This is a genomic window from Streptomyces sp. CA-288835, assembly GCF_050936385.1.
Classification (GTDB): Bacteria; Actinomycetota; Actinomycetes; order Streptomycetales; family Streptomycetaceae; genus Streptomyces.
The window spans coordinates 1,836,112-1,854,402 of the sequence record NZ_JBNJMW010000001.1; the positions used below are offsets into that span (position 1 = coordinate 1,836,112).

General features: G+C 69.0%; 14 protein-coding genes. 4 read left to right on the forward strand and 10 right to left on the reverse strand.

Going from position 1 to position 18,291, the window contains the following annotated elements; genetic code table 11:
- Window positions 1-84: 84 nt before the first annotated feature.
- Window positions 85-2,997 (forward strand): glycoside hydrolase family 48 protein, encoded by a 2,913-nt coding sequence (locus tag ACQEVY_RS08340; protein WP_432946382.1) that lies wholly within the window; start codon window positions 85-87, stop codon window positions 2,995-2,997.
- 138 nt (window positions 2,998-3,135) lie between these two features.
- A complete protein-coding gene (locus tag ACQEVY_RS08345) occupies window positions 3,136-5,466 on the forward strand; it encodes a xyloglucanase (RefSeq protein WP_432946384.1) in 2,331 nt (776 codons plus the stop codon).
- Window positions 5,467-5,550: 84 nt separating this feature from the next.
- Here the strand turns inward: ACQEVY_RS08345 and ACQEVY_RS08350 are convergent, their stop codons facing one another.
- The 5 genes from ACQEVY_RS08350 to ACQEVY_RS08370 all read right to left on the reverse strand — a co-directional run bounded on the left by ACQEVY_RS08350 (window position 5,551) and on the right by ACQEVY_RS08370 (window position 10,044).
- Window positions 5,551-6,165 (reverse strand): dihydrofolate reductase family protein, encoded by a 615-nt coding sequence (locus ACQEVY_RS08350; RefSeq protein ID WP_432946386.1) that lies wholly within the window; start codon window positions 6,163-6,165, stop codon window positions 5,551-5,553.
- Between the two features lie 183 nt (window positions 6,166-6,348).
- Window positions 6,349-6,795: a hypothetical protein gene (locus tag ACQEVY_RS08355; RefSeq protein WP_432946388.1), complete on the reverse strand. Its 447-nt coding sequence runs from the start codon at window positions 6,793-6,795 to the stop codon at window positions 6,349-6,351.
- Window positions 6,796-7,023: 228 nt separating this feature from the next.
- Entirely contained in the window at window positions 7,024-8,880 is a 1,857-nt protein-coding gene (locus tag ACQEVY_RS08360; RefSeq protein ID WP_432946390.1) for a rhamnogalacturonan lyase, read from the reverse strand.
- Between the two features lie 103 nt (window positions 8,881-8,983).
- Window positions 8,984-9,742, reverse strand: coding sequence for a class I SAM-dependent methyltransferase (locus ACQEVY_RS08365; RefSeq protein WP_432946392.1), 759 nt, complete (start codon window positions 9,740-9,742; stop codon window positions 8,984-8,986).
- Entirely contained in the window at window positions 9,739-10,044 is a 306-nt protein-coding gene (locus ACQEVY_RS08370) for a 4a-hydroxytetrahydrobiopterin dehydratase (RefSeq protein ID WP_432946394.1), read from the reverse strand. Before ACQEVY_RS08370 ends, ACQEVY_RS08365 begins: the two co-directional genes overlap by 4 nt.
- 216 nt (window positions 10,045-10,260) lie before the next feature.
- Here ACQEVY_RS08370 and ACQEVY_RS08375 point away from each other — a divergent pair, with 216 nt between their 5' ends.
- Window positions 10,261-11,106, forward strand: coding sequence for a helix-turn-helix domain-containing protein (locus ACQEVY_RS08375; protein WP_432946396.1), 846 nt, complete (start codon window positions 10,261-10,263; stop codon window positions 11,104-11,106).
- A gap of 17 nt (window positions 11,107-11,123) precedes the next feature.
- Here the strand turns inward: ACQEVY_RS08375 and ACQEVY_RS08380 are convergent, their stop codons facing one another.
- Complete coding sequence (locus tag ACQEVY_RS08380) at window positions 11,124-11,543, reverse strand: hypothetical protein (protein ID WP_432946398.1); 420 nt, start codon at window positions 11,541-11,543, stop codon at window positions 11,124-11,126.
- 224 nt (window positions 11,544-11,767) lie between these two features.
- Between ACQEVY_RS08380 and ACQEVY_RS08385 the strand changes: the two genes are divergently transcribed.
- Window positions 11,768-12,631 (forward strand): helix-turn-helix domain-containing protein, encoded by an 864-nt coding sequence (locus ACQEVY_RS08385; RefSeq protein ID WP_432946400.1) that lies wholly within the window; start codon window positions 11,768-11,770, stop codon window positions 12,629-12,631.
- A 43-nt stretch (window positions 12,632-12,674) separates the two neighbouring features.
- Here ACQEVY_RS08385 and ACQEVY_RS08390 read toward each other — a convergent pair whose 3' ends face one another.
- The 4 genes from ACQEVY_RS08390 to ACQEVY_RS08405 all read right to left on the reverse strand — a co-directional run bounded on the left by ACQEVY_RS08390 (window position 12,675) and on the right by ACQEVY_RS08405 (window position 18,288).
- Window positions 12,675-13,253 carry a dihydrofolate reductase family protein gene (locus ACQEVY_RS08390; RefSeq protein WP_432946401.1) on the reverse strand — a complete coding sequence of 193 codons (579 nt, stop codon included), beginning with the start codon at window positions 13,251-13,253 and terminating at the stop codon, window positions 12,675-12,677.
- Window positions 13,254-13,481: 228 nt separating this feature from the next.
- Window positions 13,482-15,374, reverse strand: coding sequence for a molecular chaperone DnaK (dnaK, locus tag ACQEVY_RS08395; RefSeq protein WP_432946403.1), 1,893 nt, complete (start codon window positions 15,372-15,374; stop codon window positions 13,482-13,484).
- A gap of 209 nt (window positions 15,375-15,583) precedes the next feature.
- Window positions 15,584-16,009 carry an OsmC family protein gene (locus ACQEVY_RS08400; protein WP_432946405.1) on the reverse strand — a complete coding sequence of 142 codons (426 nt, stop codon included), beginning with the start codon at window positions 16,007-16,009 and terminating at the stop codon, window positions 15,584-15,586.
- A 137-nt stretch (window positions 16,010-16,146) separates the two neighbouring features.
- A complete protein-coding gene (locus tag ACQEVY_RS08405) occupies window positions 16,147-18,288 on the reverse strand; it encodes a phage holin family protein (RefSeq protein WP_432946407.1) in 2,142 nt (713 codons plus the stop codon).
- Between the last annotated feature and the right edge of the window lie 3 nt (window positions 18,289-18,291).

Genomic DNA, 18,291 nt, shown 5'->3' on the forward strand with positions numbered 1-18,291 from the left:
TCCCCAAGATGGGAGCGCTCCCACTGGTTCAAGGCTTGTTGCTCCGCCCCCACATCTCCGAGCCGCAAGGAGAGGAACCAGGACATGGCAGGCAGACAGAGACGCCGTGCGCGGCGATTGTGGACCGCTGTCGTGGCGGCCTTCGCACTTCCCCTCACCACGCTGGCCACAGGGTCAACTCCCGCTCAAGCGGCGGCAGTTCAGTGCAGCGTGGACTACAAGACCAATGACTGGGGCTCCGGTTTCACCGCGGAGCTGACCCTCACCAACCGTGGCTCGGAGGCCATCGACGACTGGACGCTGACGTACGACTACGCGGGCAACCAGAAGCTCGGCAACGGCTGGAGCGGCGCCTGGTCGCAGTCCGGCAAGACGGTGACCGTGAAGAGCGCCTCCTTCAACGCGAAGATCGCCTCCGGGGCCGCCGTCACCACCGGCGCGCAGTTCACGTACAGCGGCACCAACGCCGCGCCGACCAACTTCACCGTGAACGGCACCCGTTGTACCGGCGCGCACCAGCCGCCGATCACCGTGCTGACCAGCCCGGCCCCGGGCGCTGTCTACACGCAAGGCGACGCGGTCCCGCTGGCCGCCACCGCCGCGGCGGCCGATGACGCGACGATCAGCAAGGTCGAGTTCTACGACGACACGAAGCTGCTCGGCACCGACACGACGTCCCCGTACACGCTGTCGGTCAACTCCCTTGCTGTCGGCAGTCATTCGCTGGTCGCGAAGGCGTACGACAGCCTGGGTGCCTCGGCGGATTCCACCCCGGTCGGCATCACGGTCGCCTCGGGTCCCGCCGTGGTGGCGTCCCCGGCCCAACTCGGCGTCCGGCAGGGCAAGACGGGCACGTTCGACGTGAAGCTGTCGACGCAGCCGAGTGCGAACGTGACGGTCTCCACGGCCCGTACGGACGGCAATACGGGCCTGTCGGTCACCGGCGGCTCGTCGCTCACCTTCACGCCGGCGAACTGGAACACGGCCCAGAAGGTGACCATCACCGCCGCCAACTCCGGTACCGGTTCGGCGACGTTCGAGTCGACGGCCACCGGGCATGCCAAGGCCACGGTCACCGCCACGCAGCTCGCCGCGACCAAGGCGTACGACGAGCGCTTCCTGGAGCTCTACGGCAAGATCACCGATCCGGCGAACGGCTACTTCTCCCCCGAGGGCATCCCGTACCACTCGGTCGAGACGCTGATCGTCGAGGCGCCGGACCACGGCCATGAGACGACGTCGGAGGCGTACAGCTATCTGATCTGGCTGCAGGCCATGTACGGCAAGGTCACCGGCGACTGGGCCAGGTTCAACGCCGCGTGGGAGACCATGGAGAAGTTCATGATCCCCACAAAGGCGGACCAGCCGACGAACTCCTTCTACAACGCCTCCAAGCCCGCCACGTACGCGCCCGAGCTGGACAGCCCGAGCGAGTACCCGGCGAAGCTCGACCCCGGCGTCTCGGTCGGCCGGGACCCGATCGCCTCGGAGCTGAAGAGCGCGTACGGCACGGACGACATCTACGGCATGCACTGGCTGCAGGACGTCGACAACGTCTACGGCTACGGCAACTCGCCGGGCAAGTGCGAGGCGGGCCCCAGCGACACCGGCCCTTCGTACATCAACACCTTCCAGCGCGGCTCGCAGGAGTCGGTGTGGGAGACGGTGCCGCAGCCGACCTGTGACGCCTTCAAGTACGGCGGAAAGAACGGGTACTTGGACCTGTTCACCGGTGACGCCTCCTATGCCAAGCAGTGGAAGTTCACCAACGCGCCGGACGCCGACGCGCGTGCCGTGCAGGCCGCGTACTGGGCCGACATCTGGGCCGAGGAGCAGGGCAAGGGCTCCGAGGTGTCGGCGACGCTCGGCAAGGCCGCGAAGATGGGCGACTATCTGCGCTACGCCATGTACGACAAGTACTTCAAGAAAATCGGCAACTGCGTGGGCCCGTCGACGTGTTCACCCGGCACCGGCAAGGACTCCTCGCACTACCTGCTGAACTGGTACTACTCCTGGGGCGGTGCCACCGACACCTCGGCCGGCTGGTCCTGGCGCATCGGCTCCAGCCACGCCCATGGCGGCTACCAGAACCCCCTGGCCGCGTACGCGCTCAGCTCGTACGCCGATCTGAAGCCCAAGTCGGCCACCGGACAAGCGGATTGGGCCAAGTCGCTCGACCGGCAGCTGGAGTTCTACCGCTGGCTGCAGTCGAACGAAGGCGCCATCGCGGGCGGTGCCACCAACAGCTGGAAGGGCCACTACGCGACCCCGCCGGCCGGCACGCCCACGTTCTACGGCATGTACTACGACGAGAAGCCGGTGTACCACGACCCGCCGTCCAACCAGTGGTTCGGCTTCCAGGCGTGGTCCATGGAGCGGGTCGCCGAGTACTACCAGCAGACGGGTGACGCGGACGCCAAGGTCGTGCTCGACAAGTGGGTCGACTGGGCGCTGTCCAAGACCACGGTCAATCCGGACGGCAGCTTCCGCATCCCCAACACCCTCCAGTGGTCGGGTGCGCCCGACACCTGGAACGCGTCAAGTCCCGGTTCCAACAGCGGACTTCATGTCACCGTCGCCGACTACACGAACGACGTCGGTGTGGCCGCCGCGTACGCCAAGACCCTGACGTACTACGCGGACAAGTCCGGGGACACCGAGGCCGCGTCGACCGCCAAGGCACTGCTCGACGGCATGTGGGCGAACAACCAGGACGCGCTGGGCATCGCGGTCCCGGAGACCCGCGCCGACTACAACCGCTTCGACGACGCCGTGTACATCCCCAGCGGCTGGACCGGCACGATGCCGAACGGCGACCCGATCAACTCCTCGTCCACCTTCGACTCCATCCGCTCCTTCTACGAGGACGACCCGGCGTGGTCGAAGATCGAGAGCTATCTCGCGGGCGGCGCCGCGCCCACGTTCACGTACCACCGGTTCTGGGCCCAGGCGGACATAGCGCTCGCCATGGGCTCGTACGCGGAGCTCCTCGAATAGCCCCCGTCGCTCCGTGTACAGGGCCCTACAGATGGGGCCCACCGGCCGGGCGGGCCCCTTCTCCTCCTAGGGGGCCGCCCGGCTCCGCCGCGCACTTCCTCCTCCCCCCATCCCCCGCTCCAGGAGAGGACCCCCACCGTGCGAAGAACCGGAAGAACCGGAAGAACCGTCAGAAGGGGCCGCGTTCTCACGGCCGTACTCGCGCTCGCGGCCGGTCTCCTCGCGGGCAGTCCGTCCGCGATGGCGGCCGAGCCGGTCGAGCGGCCGGTGAGCGTCGCCGCCGACTCGTACACCTGGAAGAACGCCCGGATCGACGGCGGTGGCTTCGTGCCAGGCATCGTCTTCAACCGCAGTGAGAAGAACCTCGCATACGCCCGCACCGACATCGGCGGCGCCTACCGCTGGCAGGAGTCGACGAAGACCTGGACCCCACTGCTCGACTCCATCGGCTGGGAGGACTGGGGCCACACCGGCGTCGCCAGCATCGCCTCGGACTCGGTCGACCCGGACAAGGTGTACGCGGCGGTCGGCACGTACACGAACAGCTGGGACCCGAAGAACGGCGCCGTCCTCAGGTCCGCCAACCGAGGCGCAAGCTGGCAGAAGGCCGACCTGCCGTTCAAGCTGGGCGGCAACATGCCCGGCCGCGGCATGGGCGAGCGGCTCGCGGTGGACCCGCACAAGAACAGCGTGCTGTATCTGGGCGCCCCGAGCGGCAAGGGCCTGTGGCGGTCCACGGACTCGGGCGCCTCCTGGTCACAGGTGACGAACTTCCCCAACGTCGGCAACTACGTGCAGGATCCGACCGACACCAGCGGCTACGCCTCCGATAACCAGGGCATCGTCTGGGTCACCTTCGACGAGTCGACGGGCAACGGTACGAACGCCACGCAGACGATCTATGTCGGGGTCGCCGACAAGGAGAACTCGGTCTACCGCTCGACCGACGCGGGCGCCACCTGGTCCCGGCTGCCCGGCCAACCCACCGGCTACCTCGCCCACAAGGGCGTACTGGACGCCGAGAACGGCTACCTCTATCTCGCGTACAGCGACAAGGGCGGCCCGTACGACGGCGGCAAGGGACAGTTGTGGCGGTACGCGACCGGGTCCGGGACCTGGACGAACATCAGCCCTGTCGCAGAGGCCGACACCTACTACGGCTTCAGCGGGCTGACCGTGGACCGGCAGAACCCGGGCACGGTGATGGCGACCGCGTACAGCTCCTGGTGGCCGGACACCCAGATCTTCCGCTCCACGAACAGCGGCGGCACCTGGACGAAGGCCTGGGACTACAGCTCGTATCCCACCCGCGCGAACCGCTACACGATGGACGTGTCATCCTCACCCTGGCTGACCTGGGGCGCAAACCCGTCACCGCCCGAGCAGACCCCCAAACTCGGCTGGATGACCGAGGCGTTGGAGATCGACCCCTTCAACCCGGACCGGATGATGTACGGGACGGGCGCCACGATCTACGGCACTGAGGACCTCGGTAAGTGGGACAGCGGCGGCCAGTTCACCATCAAGCCGATGGTGCAGGGCCTGGAGGAGACGGCCGTCAACGACCTCGCCGCTCCCCCGTCCGGCGGAGCCCAACTCCTCAGCGCACTCGGCGACATCGGCGGCTTCCGGCATACGGATCTCACCAAAGTCCCGTCGATGATGTTCACTTCACCGAACTTCACCACGACCACGAGCCTCGACTTCGCCGAGACGAACCCCGGGATCGTGGTGCGGGCCGGGAATCTCGACTCGGGTCCTCATATCGCCTTCTCCACCGACAACGGCGCCAACTGGTTCGCCGGCACGGACCCTTCGGGCGTCTCCGGCGGCGGAACGGTCGCTGCGGCCTCCGACGGCAGCCGCTTCGTGTGGAGTCCGGAGGGAGCGGGCGTGCACTCCGCGACCGGGTTCGGCTCGTCGTGGTCCGCGTCGAGCGGGATTCCGGCGGGCGCGATCGTGGAGTCCGACCGGGTCGATCCGAAGACGTTCTACGGCTTCAAGTCCGGGAAGTTCTACGTCAGTTCGGACGGCGGCGCGACCTTCACGGCATCCTCGGCCAGTGGTCTGCCGAGCGGTGACAGCGTGCGCTTCAAGGCGCTGCCCGGCACCAAGGGCGACATCTGGCTGGCGGGCGGTGCGAGCGACGGCGCGTACGGGCTGTGGCACTCGACGGACGGCGGCGCGAGCTTCACCAAGCTGTCGGGGGTCGAGCAGGCCGACACCATCGGCTTCGGCAAGGCCGCGCCTGGCGCCTCGTACCAGACGCTCTACACCAGCGCCAAGATCGACGGCGTACGCGGCATCTTCCGCTCCACGGACCAGGGTTCGACCTGGACGCGCATCAACGACGATGCGCATCAGTGGGGTTGGACGGGTGCGGCGATCACCGGGGATCCGCGGGTGTACGGGCGGGTGTACGTGTCGACGAACGGGCGCGGGGTCATTTACGGGGACACGGCGGGATAGTGGCCCCGGCTTGACCCTGCTCGGCCCGGCCTGGCCTGCGCGGAGTGCGCGGGCCGGGCCGGGCGGTGAACCGGGCAGCCCTCGCTACTCCGCGGGCTGGGACAGGTGTGCCTTCGCGTCCTCGTAGCCGGCCTCGCTGGTGGACTCGGCCCGGGTGTAGACCAGGTGCAGGACGCCCGACCCGAAGGTCTTCGAGGAGAGCAGGCGCAGCGGGATCGTGGTGTCGGCCTCGTCGAAGAGGCGCATTCCGTGGCGTACGGCGATGGGGTGGACCAGCAGGTGCAGCTCGTCCAGGAGGCCGGCGGCCAGCAGTTGGCGTACGACGGAGATCGAGCCGCTCAGGGAGATGACCCCGCCCGGCTCGTTCTTCAGCGCGGTGACGGTCTCGATGAGGTCGCCCTCGAGCTGCTCGGAGTTCCGCCAGGTGAACTCGAGCTTCTGGTGCGAGGCCACGATCTTGCGTACGTCACCGAGGATCTTCGCGAAACCGGCGTCCTCCCCGCCCTCCGCCTCACGCTCGGGCCACGCCCCCGCGAAGCTGTCGTACGTCTTGCGACCGAACAGGATGGTGTCGACCCCGTCGAACAGCGAGCCGACGGCGGCACCCATCTCGTCGTCGAAGTACGGAAAGTGCCACTGGTCGGGGGCCTCCACGACGCCGTCGAGCGAGATGAACAGGCTTGCCGAGATCTTCCTCATGATGTGCCTTCCTAAGAGAGCGGATCGGTGAGCTTCTGTCTCTTGTCAGATGTAGCCGGTGTATCTGGTTAGACAGGGGAAGACCCATGAATTCATCGGTGATAGCCGGAAATTCACGCACGGAGGGCGCGTACCGGATCCCGGCACGCGCCCTTCAGTGAGTGCGTTACTTCAGTGAGTGTGCTACTTCACCTCACCGGTGTCGTCGCCGTTGTCGTCCTGGTCGTCACAGCCGTCGTCCTGAGCGTCGTCTTGGGTGTCATCGCGGTCGTCCTTGTTGTCGTCCTGCGTGTCATCCCGGTCGTCCTGGGCGTCATCCTTGTTGTCGTCCCGGTCGTCCTTGTTGTCGTCTCGGGCGTCATCTCGGTCGTCCGGGCCGTCGTCCTTGTTGTCGTCCTGGTTGTTGTCATCGCGGTCGTCCGGGCCGTCGGTCTCGCACGACGCCTGGGCTGCCGGCGTGCTCTGGTCGTCGTTCTGGTCGTCCTCCTGGGCATCGTCGTCCGTGCCGGGGACGCTCACCGCCGACTGTGGTGCTCGCTCCGGCTCCTGCTCGCCTGCACTCCCGCCGCAGGCGGTCACTCCGCCCGCGAGGGCGACCGCAACTGCGGCAGCGACGATGGTGCGCTTCATGGCGTTCCTCCTGTGTTTCGGTTGCCCGTCGATTTCGACGCGCCCAACCTCTCGAAGCCACGTACAGCGCACGCACAGCGCAGACACAACGAAGGGTTAGGGCTCTTGCAACTCGCCCAGGGTGTCCAACCGCTCACTCTGTGCTTTCTTAATCGCTTCCTTAATCAGGCGAGAGCGGCCGACCGCGCGGTGCGGTCGGCCGCTCCGGAAGCGAGCTGTTCTACCAGGTCAGGGCGTGTAGACGGTCGGCCGGGGAGCCGTCGCCATGCCGCTGCCGATGTGGAAGCTCGGGTGCGGCGGCTGATTGTAGGCCGTGTTCTGCCATGCGAGCGCGACGCGGTACATCGGGTCGTGCAGCAAGGTGGTGATCTTCGTGCTGGTCTGGTGCGGGGTCGAGTAGATACGCAACGCCCGGCTGTCCGCGGTGCGCCAGACGACCTCCTCGCGCCAGTCGCCGAGGATGTCGCCGGAGAGCGCCGGGGTCGCCTTGGTGCCGTTGTTGGAGGCGACGGAGGCGCCGGTCAGCAGCCGGGTGTCACCGCTCGTGCCGTACTTGTCGATACGGGTGCCGTCGAGGAGTTCGCGGGTGGTGTCGCCGTCCCACCAGTTCACGAAGTTGATGCTGGACGGCTCACGGCCGAGCGAGGCTCCGCCGGCCGAGCGGAGCGTGGTGTCGGCGGCGGACCAGGATTCGGCGCCTGCCGAACCGGCGTGGATGTCGGCGGAGACGCCGCGGCCGTTGTCGGAGCCGGAGGCGGTCTGCCACAGGATCTGTCCGGTGCGCGCGTCCGCCATCCAGGAACCGGGCTTGGAGCTGTCCTCGGACACCTTGAAGTACTCGAGTCCCGAGCGGGACGGGTTGAGGTCGCCGACATGACCGGCGTCCCCGTGGCCGAGCTTGGTCGTCCACAGGCCGTGCCCGTTGTCGTCCACGGTCATCGCGCCGTACACGATCTCGTCCTTGCCGTCGGCGTCCACGTCCGCGATGGACAGGCTGTGGTTGCCCTGGCCGTCGTAGCCCTTGCCGGTGTTGGTCGAGGAGTTGGTGTCGAAGGTCCAGCGGCGCGTGAACTTGCCGTCCCGCCAGTCCCAGGCCGCGATCACACTCCGTGTGTAGTAGCCGCGCGCCATGATCAGCGAGGGCCGCTCGCCGTCCAGATAGGCCGTACCGGCGAGGAAACGGTCGACGCGATTGCCGTACGAGTCGCCCCACGAGGCGACGTTGCCGCGCGCCGGAACGTAGTCGACCGTCTGCATCGCCTTGCCGGTCTGCCCGTTGAACATGGTCAGGAACTCGGGCGCGGACAGCACGTACCCGCCGGAGTTGCGGTGGTCGGCGGACGCGCTGCCGATCACCGCGCCGGTGCCGTCCCGTGTGCCGTCCGCGGTCTTCATGGCGACCTCGGCCTTGCCGTCGCCGTCGTAGTCGTACACCTGGAACTGCGTGTAGTGCGCGCCCGAGCGGATGTTGCGGCCCAGGTCGATGCGCCACAGGCGGGTGCCGTCCATCTTGATGCCGTCGACGATGGTGTTGCCGGTGACGCCGGACTGCGAGTTGTCCTTGGCGTTGGTCGGCTGCCACTTCAGTACGAAGTCGAGGGCGCCGTCTCCGTCCAGGTCGCCGACGGAGGCGTCGTTGGCCTCGTAGGTGTAGCCGGAGCCTCCTGCCGGGGGCGTGATCGGCACGTCCTTGTATCCGCTGCGGAACTGGATGGCGTGCTCCGAGAAGCCCTGCTCGGCACCGTCCACGATTGCGCGGACCCGGTAGTCGGCGGAGTTGGGCGCGCCGGAGTGGAAATAGTTCGTGGAGCCGGTGATCGGGGACGAGTTGACCTTCGTGTCACCCCGGTAGACGTTGAACGACACGTTGCCCGGGTCGGTGCCCAGCCAGCGCCAGCTGACCAGGTTGCCGCTGCCGGTGTGGACGCTGACGACGCCCCGGTCGAGTCCTTCGACCTGCCGGGCGACCGCGGCCTCGGCCGACGTCACGCTGAACGCGGTGATCCCGGCGGCGGCCAGGGCCCCGGTGACGACGGTGGCGAGCAGCAAGCGGAGCTTCTTGCGTCTGCGATGCGGGTGCCGCACGGTGACGTACCTCCTGGGTGGGGGCAGAGGGGTTCCACTCCTCAGTCGCCGCCAGGGGTACGGGAGTTGCCGCCTACGTCGGCCGGGTACGGCAGCCGGTGCTTCAGGCCTTGCGCGGTTCCGGCTTCGGCTTCCGGAATGAGCGGAGCTTGAACTCCGGTTCCGGGCGCGGGACATGCTGGTCCGGCAGTTCCTCCAGACGGGAGGCGAGTTGTTCGGTGAGCGGGGCGCCGGGGCGGAGGAGGGTGTACCAGCCGCGGCGTACGTCGGCGGCTGCCTGGGCCGGGGTACGGCCCTGGCCGCGGCCGCGGAAGGTCGAGCGGGCCGCCGGGATCAGGCCGCTGTCGGTGGCGAAGCGCGCCACCAGACTGGCCTCGTCTCGGGCGGCGCGGCGGGGGCGGGGGGCCATGACGGCGTCGATGTCGCTGCGCACGTCGTGGGCGGCGGCCTTGTCGACGGTAGTGACGAAGACGCCGCCCGGCCGCAGCACCCGGGCCGCCTCGGCTACGACGAGGGCCGCGTCGTCCAGCAGATGCAGCAGCCAGATCGCCGAGACGGCGTCGAACGATGCGTCGGGGAAAGGGAGTTGGCGGCAGTCGGCGCGTACCAGGCGGCCGGGTACCTGTGCGGCGGCTCGGCTCAGCATTCCGTACGCGGCGTCGACTCCCGTCACGTCGAGGCCGGCCTCCGCCAGACGCCGGGTCACCGTGCCGGTGCCGCAGGCGAGGTCGAGGAGACTGCGGGTGCCCTCGGGGAGCAAGCTGAGTACGGCGCTCGCGGCCTCGGCGGCACGGGGCTCGCCGCCACGGAGGGCGTCGTACCGCTCCGCCTCCTCGTTGTAGTCGAATACCAGCGTGCTCAACTGGCACCGTGCCCGGAGGCGAGCTCCTCGACCCGGCGGGCCAGCTCGATGTCCTTCTCGGTGACCGCGCCGCCCACGCTGTGCGTGTTCACGGTGAGCGAGACGGAGTGGTAGCCGAGGGTCAGGTCGGAGTGGTGGTCTAGCTCGTCCTGCACCTGCGCGATGTGCACCACCAGCGCGGCCGCCGCGAAGTGCGAGCCGAGCCGGTAGGAGCGGGCGATCCGGTCCCCGTCGAGCGACCAGCCCGGTAGCTCGGCGAGCCGTTCCTCGATGTCCTTCTGCGAGAGCGGTTCGAGGGGCATGGCTGTTGCTCCGTTTCCGTCGTCCCGTAACGTCCGGTTCTCTCAGCGTGCCACAGGCGAGCTGTTCCGGGCCTGGTCAGGGGGTGCCGCGGGGGCGGTCGGCGGGTGAATTCGGCCGCGGGAGCAGTACGGGCGGCGCTCCGCCCGACTCACCTCCCCCTCCTCTCACGTCACTCCGGTGGCCGCCCGGGACCGGCCCTCGGCTACGGTCGTGGCATGGCCACTGCCCCGACCACTGCCTCGGCATCCGCATCCGCTCCGGCCGACCGTGGAATCGGGCCACTGTTGCGCGGCTGGCGTGAACAGCGCCGGTTGAGCCAGCTGGAGCTGGCCCTGCGTGCCGGTTCCTCAGCACGGCACATCAGCTTCATCGAGACGGGCCGCTCCCGCCCGAGCGAGGAGATGGTGCTGCGCCTGGCCGAGCACCTGGACATCCCCGTACGAGAGCGCAACTCCCTTCTCCTGGCGGCCGGTTACGCCCCCCACTACCCGGAGACCCCGCTCGACGACCCGGCCATGGACGCGCTGCGAGAGGGCCTGGAACGGCTGATCCAGGGCTACGAGCCCTACCCGGCCTTCGTCGTGGACGCCACATACAACGTGGTCGCCGCCAACCAGGGCATCGCGCTGCTCTTCAACGACCTCCCCGAGCACCTGCTCACCCCTCCACTGAACGCCCTACGGCTGACCCTGCACCCAGAGGGCCTGGCACCGAGAATCCGCAACCTGCGCGCATGGCGCGGCCACCTCCTGGCCCAGATGGAACGGGACATCGCCCTACGCCGCTCGGACGCACTACGCACGCTGTACGAGGAGGTGGCGGCGTATCCACACCCCGCCCCGGAGGAAGACCCCTCCGCGGAGAACGGCGAGGGACCCGAGGAACCGTTCGCCTTCGCCCTGCCGATGCAGATCGAACACGACGGCCGCGTACTGTCCTTCATCTCGTCCATCTCAACCTTCAACACCCCCATGGACGTGACGGTCGCCGAGTTGGCCATAGAGACCCTGCTCCCAGCCGACCCGGCGACGGGCAAGTACCTTCAATCGCTGATGTCCTGACGCCCAGTCATCCCCAGTCAGCGCCTCTGCACGGCTCGCAGTGCCGCGTACTGCAAGCCCGCGAACCCCGCCACGACCAGCGCCTGCACCGGGATGTACACCGCCCCCGTGGTGGTCGGCGACAGCCACACGGCGAGTGCGAGGAAACTCAGGGCCGTCCAGGCGAGGTTGAGTTCGATCACCGCCCGGACCGGGAGGGCCGGGGGCTGCGGGCGCGAGGCCAGGAGGCCGACGCCCGCCGCGTACGCCGTGAGGAAGAGGCCGAGGGTGAGCAGCAGGCCGGAGTCGATGCCGAGCAGTCGGCCCATGGGGCCGGACGCTACGACGTAGGCGATGCCGTTCGCGCCGGTTCCCGCCGCGTCGAAGGCCAGGAAGCGGCGCAGCATGGTGTGCGGTTCGGGGGTGCGGGCCAGGGCGGCGAGCTGGGTTGCGGACATGGCGGATCAGCCTCCGTCGAGGTCGGGAAGGGGTGGTGGGACCCGGCTCCCGGGCCGGAGTGCGCCGGCCCGGGAACCAGTACGCCCACCATGCCGGGCCGTGTGGGCCGTGGTCCATTACGTGCGAGGTAATGCGCGCGGTAATCAGGTGCCCCCGATCCCGTGTTGGTTTCCCGCCGACGTGGCAGACTTCTTGCGTTGCTCGGCGCGTGGGGAGGCGTGGCGTGAGTGAACGGCGTCCGGCGCCGACCGTCGGTCAGGTGGTGCTGGGAAGAAGACTTCAGGAACTGCGCGAGTCGTGCGGGCTGCGGCGGGACGAAGCGGCCCAGATTCTCCGGGTCACAGCCGCGACCATCCGGCGGATGGAGATGGCCGAGGTCGCGCTGAAGATCCCGTACGCACAGGTGCTGTTGTCGACGTACGGCGTGCCCGACGACGAGATCGCGGCGTTCGTCGCGCTGGCCGAGGAGGCGAACCAGCCCGGCTGGTGGCAGCGCTTCCACGACGTGCTGCCGGACTGGTTCAGCCTGCATGTGAGCCTGGAGGGCGCGGCCTCACTGATCCGGTCGTACGAGCCGCACTTCGTGCCCGGACTCCTGCAGACCGAGGAGTACGCGCGTGCCGTCCTGGAGGCGGGTACCGTCGGGCAGACCCGGCCCAGTGATGTCGAACGTCATGTGTCGTTGCGGCTGGAGCGGCAGAAGCTGCTGACCCGCGAGCATCCGCCCCGGCTGTGGGTGATCATGGACGAGACGGTCCTGCTGCGGCCGGTGTGCATGCGGGGCGAGGTGATGCGCGAGCAACTGGAGCGGCTTCTGGCCCTCTCCGAGAACGACCACATCACCTTGCAGATCGCCGAGTTCGCACGCGGGCCGCATCCAGGGACGTACGCGCCCTTCACATTGTTCCGCTTCGCGGAGCCGGAGCTGCCCGACATGGTCTACAGCGAGTACCTGACCGGCGCGCTCTACCTCGACTCGCGCCGGGAGGTCGCCGCACACCTCGAGGTGCTCGACCACATGACGACACGCGCGGCCACGGCCCAGCGGACGCGACAGCTGATCGAGAAGCGGCGGGACGACTTCTGAGGTGGCGGGGTTTCCCGCCCCCGACCCCGCCATGCGCGAACGATCAGACATGCAGGGTGGGCCGGTAGATGAGCTCCTGGATGTGGCCGTCGAGTGTTCGGTGCTCGAGCAGTTCGAGGTCGAAGTCGGCCGCGTCCTGGAAGATCGGGGCCGCCCCGGTCTGGCCGGTGATCACGGGGAAGAGTGTCACCTGGACGCGGTCGACGAGACCGGCGGCCATCAGCGCCCGGTTCATCGCCAGGCTGCCGTGTGAGCGCAACGGCACCTCCGACTCCTCCTTGAGCCGGGCGACGACGTCGACGGCGTCGCCGCTCACGACGTTCGCATCCGGCCAGTCGAGGGGTTCTTTCAGTGTGGACGACACCACCGTTGCCGGGAGGCTTCTCATCCGGGTGACCCAGGGGTCACGCACCTCGGACTCCTCGGTGCTCGAGGCCAGCATCTCCGCGAACGCCCGGTACGTATTGGCTCCGAAGACCATCCGCTGCTCCTCGCGGTACAGGGCGAGGCGGTGGTCGAGGAGTTCGGGGCCTTGCTTGCCCCAGTAGCCGGTCCAGTTGCCGCCGGCGGAGCCGTAGCCGTCGAGGCTGGCAAAGACGTCGAAGGTGTAGGTGGCGGTCATGGTGTTCTCCTCGAGTGCGGTTGATCGCATGTCGGAGATACAGACCGACGGCCATGGCGAAACTCATCGCCCTTGGATGCGTGGAGTCCGGCCGCCCGGATGGGACCGGGGAGTGGAGCGCCGCGTCGGGGCACGCCATGGTCATCTCAAGGAGTGCCCCGCTACAACCGCTTCGTCGAGGAACTGCTCGGGCCCCCCACGGGCTGAGTGGTGCCGGACCCAGGTGACCTACGCCGCGCCCCCCTTCTTGTCCCCGCCCTCCCTCTCGTCGTCCACGATCTCCGCGTCGACCACGCCCTCCTCGTCCGAGGGGCTCGACGTAGGCTGCTCGGTGCCGGGGTGCTCGTCCTCCGGAGGAGTCTGCTGAGTCTGGGCGTACATGGCCTGGCCCATTTTCTGGCTGACCGAGGCGAGTTTCTCGACGCCGGAGCGCAGGGCTGCGGTGTCGGCGCCCTCGCGGTCTTCCAGGAGGGTCTTGAGTTCGGTGATCGCGGACTCGACCTCCGACTTGGTGTCGGCGGGGATCCGTTCCTCGTTGTCGCGGAGGAATCGCTCGGTCTGGTAGACGAGTTGCTCGGCCTGGTTGCGGGTCTCGGCGGCCTCGCGGCGCCTGCGGTCCTCGTCGGCGTACTGTTCCGCCTCGCGCATCATGCGGTCGATGTCGTCCTTGGGGAGGGCCGAGCCGCCGGTCACCGTCATCTTCTGCTCGCGGCCCGTCGCGAGGTCCTTCGCCGAGACGTGCATGATCCCGTTGGCGTCGATGTCGAAGGCGACCTCGATCTGCGGCACCCCGCGCGGCGCGGGCGGCAGACCCGTGAGGTCGAAGACGCCGAGCTTCTTGTTGTAGGCGGCGATCTCGCGCTCGCCCTGGAAGACCTGGATGCCGACCGAGGGCTGGTTGTCCGTAGCGGTGGTGAAGATCTCCGAACGCCGGGTGGGAATGGTGGTGTTGCGTTCGATGAGCTTCGTCATGATGCCGCCCTTGGTCTCGATGCCCAGGGACAGCGGGGTGACATCGAGGAGCAGGACGTCCTTCACGTCGCCGCGGATGACGCCCGCCTGAAGGGCGGCGCCGAGGGCCACGACCTCATCAGGGTTGACGCCCTTGTGCGGGTCCTTGCCGGTGAGTTCCTTGACGAGTTCGGTGACCGCGGGCATCCGGGTGGAGCCGCCGACGAGGATGACGTGGTCGACGGCCGAGAGCTTGATGCCCGCGTCCTTGACCGCCTGGTCGAAGGGGGTCTTGCAGCGGTCGAGCAGATCACTTGTCATTTCCTGGAACTGGGCGCGCGTCAGCTTCTCGTCGAGGTGCAGCGGGCCTTCGGCGGAAGCGGTGATGTAGGGCAGGTTGATAGTTGTCTCGGTGGAGGAGGACAGCTCGATCTTGGCTTTTTCCGCACCTTCGCGCAGCCGCTGGAGCGCCATCTTGTCGTTGCCGAGGTCGATGCCGTACGAGCCCTTGAACCGTTTGACCAGGTGCTCGACGATCCGCTGGTCCCAGTCGTCGCCGCCGAGGTGGGTGTCGCCGTTGGTGGCCTTGACCTCGATGACGCCGTCGCCGATCTCCAGGAGCGAGACGTCGAAGGTGCCGCCGCCGAGGTCGAAGACCAGGACGGTCTGCTCCTCGCCGCGGTCGAGCCCGTACGCGAGCGCCGCGGCCGTCGGCTCGTTGATGATCCGCAGCACCTTCAGGCCCGCGATCTCGCCGGCCTCCTTGGTGGCCTGGCGCTGCGCGTCGTCGAAGTAGGCGGGCACGGTGATCACGGCGTCCGTGACGTCCTCGCCGAGATACGCCTCCGCGTCCCGCTTCAGCTTCTGCAGCACACGGGCCGACAGCTCCTGCGCGCGGTAGCGGGTCCCGTCGATGTCGCCCTTCTCCGGGAAGCGCCAGCTTCCGTCGCCCATGTGCCGCTTCACGGAGCGCGCGGTGCGCTCGACGTTCGTCACGGCCTGCCGCTTCGCGACCTCGCCGACGAGGACCTCGCCGTTCTTGGCGAAGGCCACGACGGACGGCGTCGTCCGCGCACCCTCGGCGTTGGCGACGACCGTGGGCTCACCGCCCTCCAGGACGGCCACCACGGAGTTCGTGGTACCGAGATCGATCCCAACCGCTCGTGCCATCTTCGTCCCCTTCCACCCGGGCGCTTCCCGCCCACCATCACAAAACTTGAGTGCGCTCTTGTCAACACCAGGTACCCCGTAGACGCCTACCCCGCACCTGGAGCGGCACCCGGAAAACGACGATGCCGCGCCCTATGGGAGGAGCGCGGCATCGAGGAGTGCTTACGACCGTCAGTAGTCCTTATGACCGTCAGGAGTCCTTACGAGCGTCAGGCCAGCTCGGCCGTCAGCGTGATCGTGGTGCCGGTGAGGGCCTGGCTCACGGGGCAGTTCTTCTTGGCGTCCTCGGCCGCCGCGGCGAAGCCGTCCGCGTCCAGGCCCGGCACCTCGCCCTGCACGGTGATGTGGATGCCGGTGATGCCCTCGCCGGGCTGGAAGGTGACGTCGGCCCTCGTCTCCAGGCGGGTGGGCGGAGTGCCGGCGCCGGTCAGGCCGTGCGACAGGGCCATGGAGAAGCAGCTGGAGTGGGCGGCGGCGATGAGCTCCTCCGGGCTGGTCTTGCCGTTCGCGGCCTCGGCCCGCGACGGCCACGACACCGGCTGCGAACCGATGCCGGAGGAGTCGAAGGTGACGGTGCCGCTGCCCTTGAGCAGTTCGCCCTCCCAGACGGTGTGGGCGGTACGCGTGGTTGCCACGATGTGTCCTTTCGATGGGTCCCTGGATCGGTCCGTACGCCCCATCCGATCACATCCGTGCTCGGTGCAGTCGGAGGGTTGGGTCAAGAGCGGTTGAACGGGAGGTAATCACCCACCGGGATCTGCCCCAACGCCCGTCAGGCCGCCCGCTGATCGCGCCGGGCCGGCAGCGGGATCTGCGGCCCCGCGGCCTCCCGCAGCCAGCGCCGCAGGACGCGGTGCACCTGCTCGGCGCCGATGAGTTCCGCCCCCTCCGCGCACGGCGGCGAGAGGTCGAGGGGCGACAGCAGGAACGCCTCGCCCTGCGCGCCGCCGAGTCCACCATGGGAGCCGATCTGCTCCTCGAAGGCGAGGACTTCGCCGTCCTGGGGCTCGTATGCGGAGTTGACCATGATGTCGGCGGCGTGCGGGAAGGAGTGCGTGCGGCGTACGGCGGCGGCCGCGGCGGGGCCGAAGTCGGCGAGCGGGCCCGGGTTCTCCGCCAGTTGGTCCACGGGGATCTCCACGCCGTGCGCGCCGAGGACGAGGCCGCCGTGCCGCTCGCTCCTGACCAGGACGAAGCCGATGCCGGGGTGGTTGGCGAGCGTGGACAGCAGGGCCGGGTGGCGCTCGTCGATCTCCTCGCGGCTCATCCGGTGCGGTACGTCCGGGAAGGACACCAGGCCCAGGTTGCCCGACGCCAGCACGATGGGCTCCGAGCGGCGGCGGGACGGACGGTGCTGTTCGCCGCCCTCCTCGACGGGCCGGTGCAGCGCGGCCCGTACGGTGGCCCGGGCCTCGGCGCCGCTGTGCGTGCGCTGCGCCTTGCGGGGCACGGGCAGTCCGCAGCCGGCCCTGACGAGTTCGCCGAGGGCGAGTCCGTAGCGGGCACGGAAGGTCTCGCCGGGGCTCTGGCCGTGGTCGGACAGGACGACGATGCGGTACGCGCGCGGGGCGTGCTCGGCGACCTTCGCGATCAGGGCCAGCGAGCGGTCGAGGCGGGCCAGTACCTTTTCGGCGTCGCGGCTGTACGGGCCCGAGTGGTGGGCCACCTCGTCGTACGCCACCAGGTCCGCGTAGACGGCGGCACGTCCGGCGAGCATGTCGCCGATCATGGCGGCGACGACGACGTCCCGCTCGACGACGGTCGCGAAGGCGCGGATGAACGGGTACAGGCCGCCGCGTTTGACGCGGGGGCGCTGTCTCTTGAGGCGGGCGCGCGTGGACTCGCCGATCTCGCGGCCGACGTCGGCGACGAACGACATGGCCGTACGGACCGCGTTGGCGGGGTCGCTGAAGTACGCGAAGTAGCCCGCCCGCGAACGGTTCTCCTTGCCCCGCCGCGCCGCCACGGACAGCACCAGGGCGAGCTGGTCGGCGCCCCCGCTGAAGAGGTTGCCGCGGCTGGCGCCGTCCAGGGTGAGGAGGCCGCCGTCGCCGGTGCGCTCGATGGCCCGGCGCTGGAGTTCGGCGGCGCTGGTGGGCCGGTTGCAGACCATCACCTCCCGGGTCTCCTTCTCGTACCAGCGGAAGGCGGGGATGTCGTGGTTGGAGCCGTGCAGGATGCCGAGCTGGCTGGCACCGGTCTGGCTGGACCAGTCGGTGCGCCAGAGGGTGAGGCGGTGGGTGGGGCGCCCGGCTCCACGCTGGCCCTCGCGCCCGCCGTCACGTCTGCCCTTGCTCTCTCCCTCGCTCTCGCCTTCGCTCCTGCCGAGCCAGGCGGCGACCGTGGGCATCAGACCCCGCCCGACCGCGTCCAGCAACACGTCATGCCCTACGCCGTCGAGCTGGAGAAACACAGTGCCGGGAGTCGACGACCCGCCCTCTCCCAACTCCTCCGTGCGACGGCGGTCCGCCAAGCGGTACAGCCTCCTCCGGTACGCGTCGTCGTCCCGGACCGCGAGAGCCGCGCCGGTCGCGGAGGCGACCGCGGACATCACCGCGGCGACCACGACGGCGGTCTCCGGGGCGACCTCACCCCGTCCCGACGGATTGAAGCGCAGGACGACGAGGAGCAGCGAACCGTTGAGGAAGAAGACGAGCAGTCCGAGGACGAGGGCGGGGACCAAGAGGAAAGCCCGGACAAGGATGGGCCACACCACGGCCGAGAGCAGTCCGAAGCCTCCGGCGCCGACCGCGGCGGCGACGGTGATACGGGTGGCGCTCTCTCCGTCGGCCGACTGGATCCGGAAGTCCGGCAGGATCCCGGCGAGCACCAGCATGGTGACGGTGGAGACCGCCCACACCGCGATACTCCGCAGGACGGCGCTGCCCAGCCGCCGCCATCGCCTGTCGCCCACGCC

What these genes read in the sequence shown, in the direction of transcription:
- ACQEVY_RS08370 (WP_432946394.1), bottom strand. Translation starts at nt 10,044, where the DNA reads ATGCCCCTCGAACCGCTCTCGCAGAAGGACATCGAGGAACGGCTCGCC.
- ACQEVY_RS08380 (WP_432946398.1), bottom strand. Translation starts at nt 11,543, where the DNA reads ATGTCCGCAACCCAGCTCGCCGCCCTGGCCCGCACCCCCGAACCGCAC.
- dnaK (WP_432946403.1), bottom strand. Translation starts at nt 15,374, where the DNA reads ATGGCACGAGCGGTTGGGATCGATCTCGGTACCACGAACTCCGTGGTG.
- ACQEVY_RS08355 (WP_432946388.1), bottom strand. Translation starts at nt 6,795, where the DNA reads ATGAAGCGCACCATCGTCGCTGCCGCAGTTGCGGTCGCCCTCGCGGGC.
- ACQEVY_RS08390 (WP_432946401.1), bottom strand. Translation starts at nt 13,253, where the DNA reads ATGACCGCCACCTACACCTTCGACGTCTTTGCCAGCCTCGACGGCTAC.
- ACQEVY_RS08340 (WP_432946382.1), top strand. Translation starts at nt 85, where the DNA reads ATGGCAGGCAGACAGAGACGCCGTGCGCGGCGATTGTGGACCGCTGTC.
- ACQEVY_RS08350 (WP_432946386.1), bottom strand. Translation starts at nt 6,165, where the DNA reads ATGAGGAAGATCTCGGCAAGCCTGTTCATCTCGCTCGACGGCGTCGTG.
- ACQEVY_RS08375 (WP_432946396.1), top strand. Translation starts at nt 10,261, where the DNA reads ATGGCCACTGCCCCGACCACTGCCTCGGCATCCGCATCCGCTCCGGCC.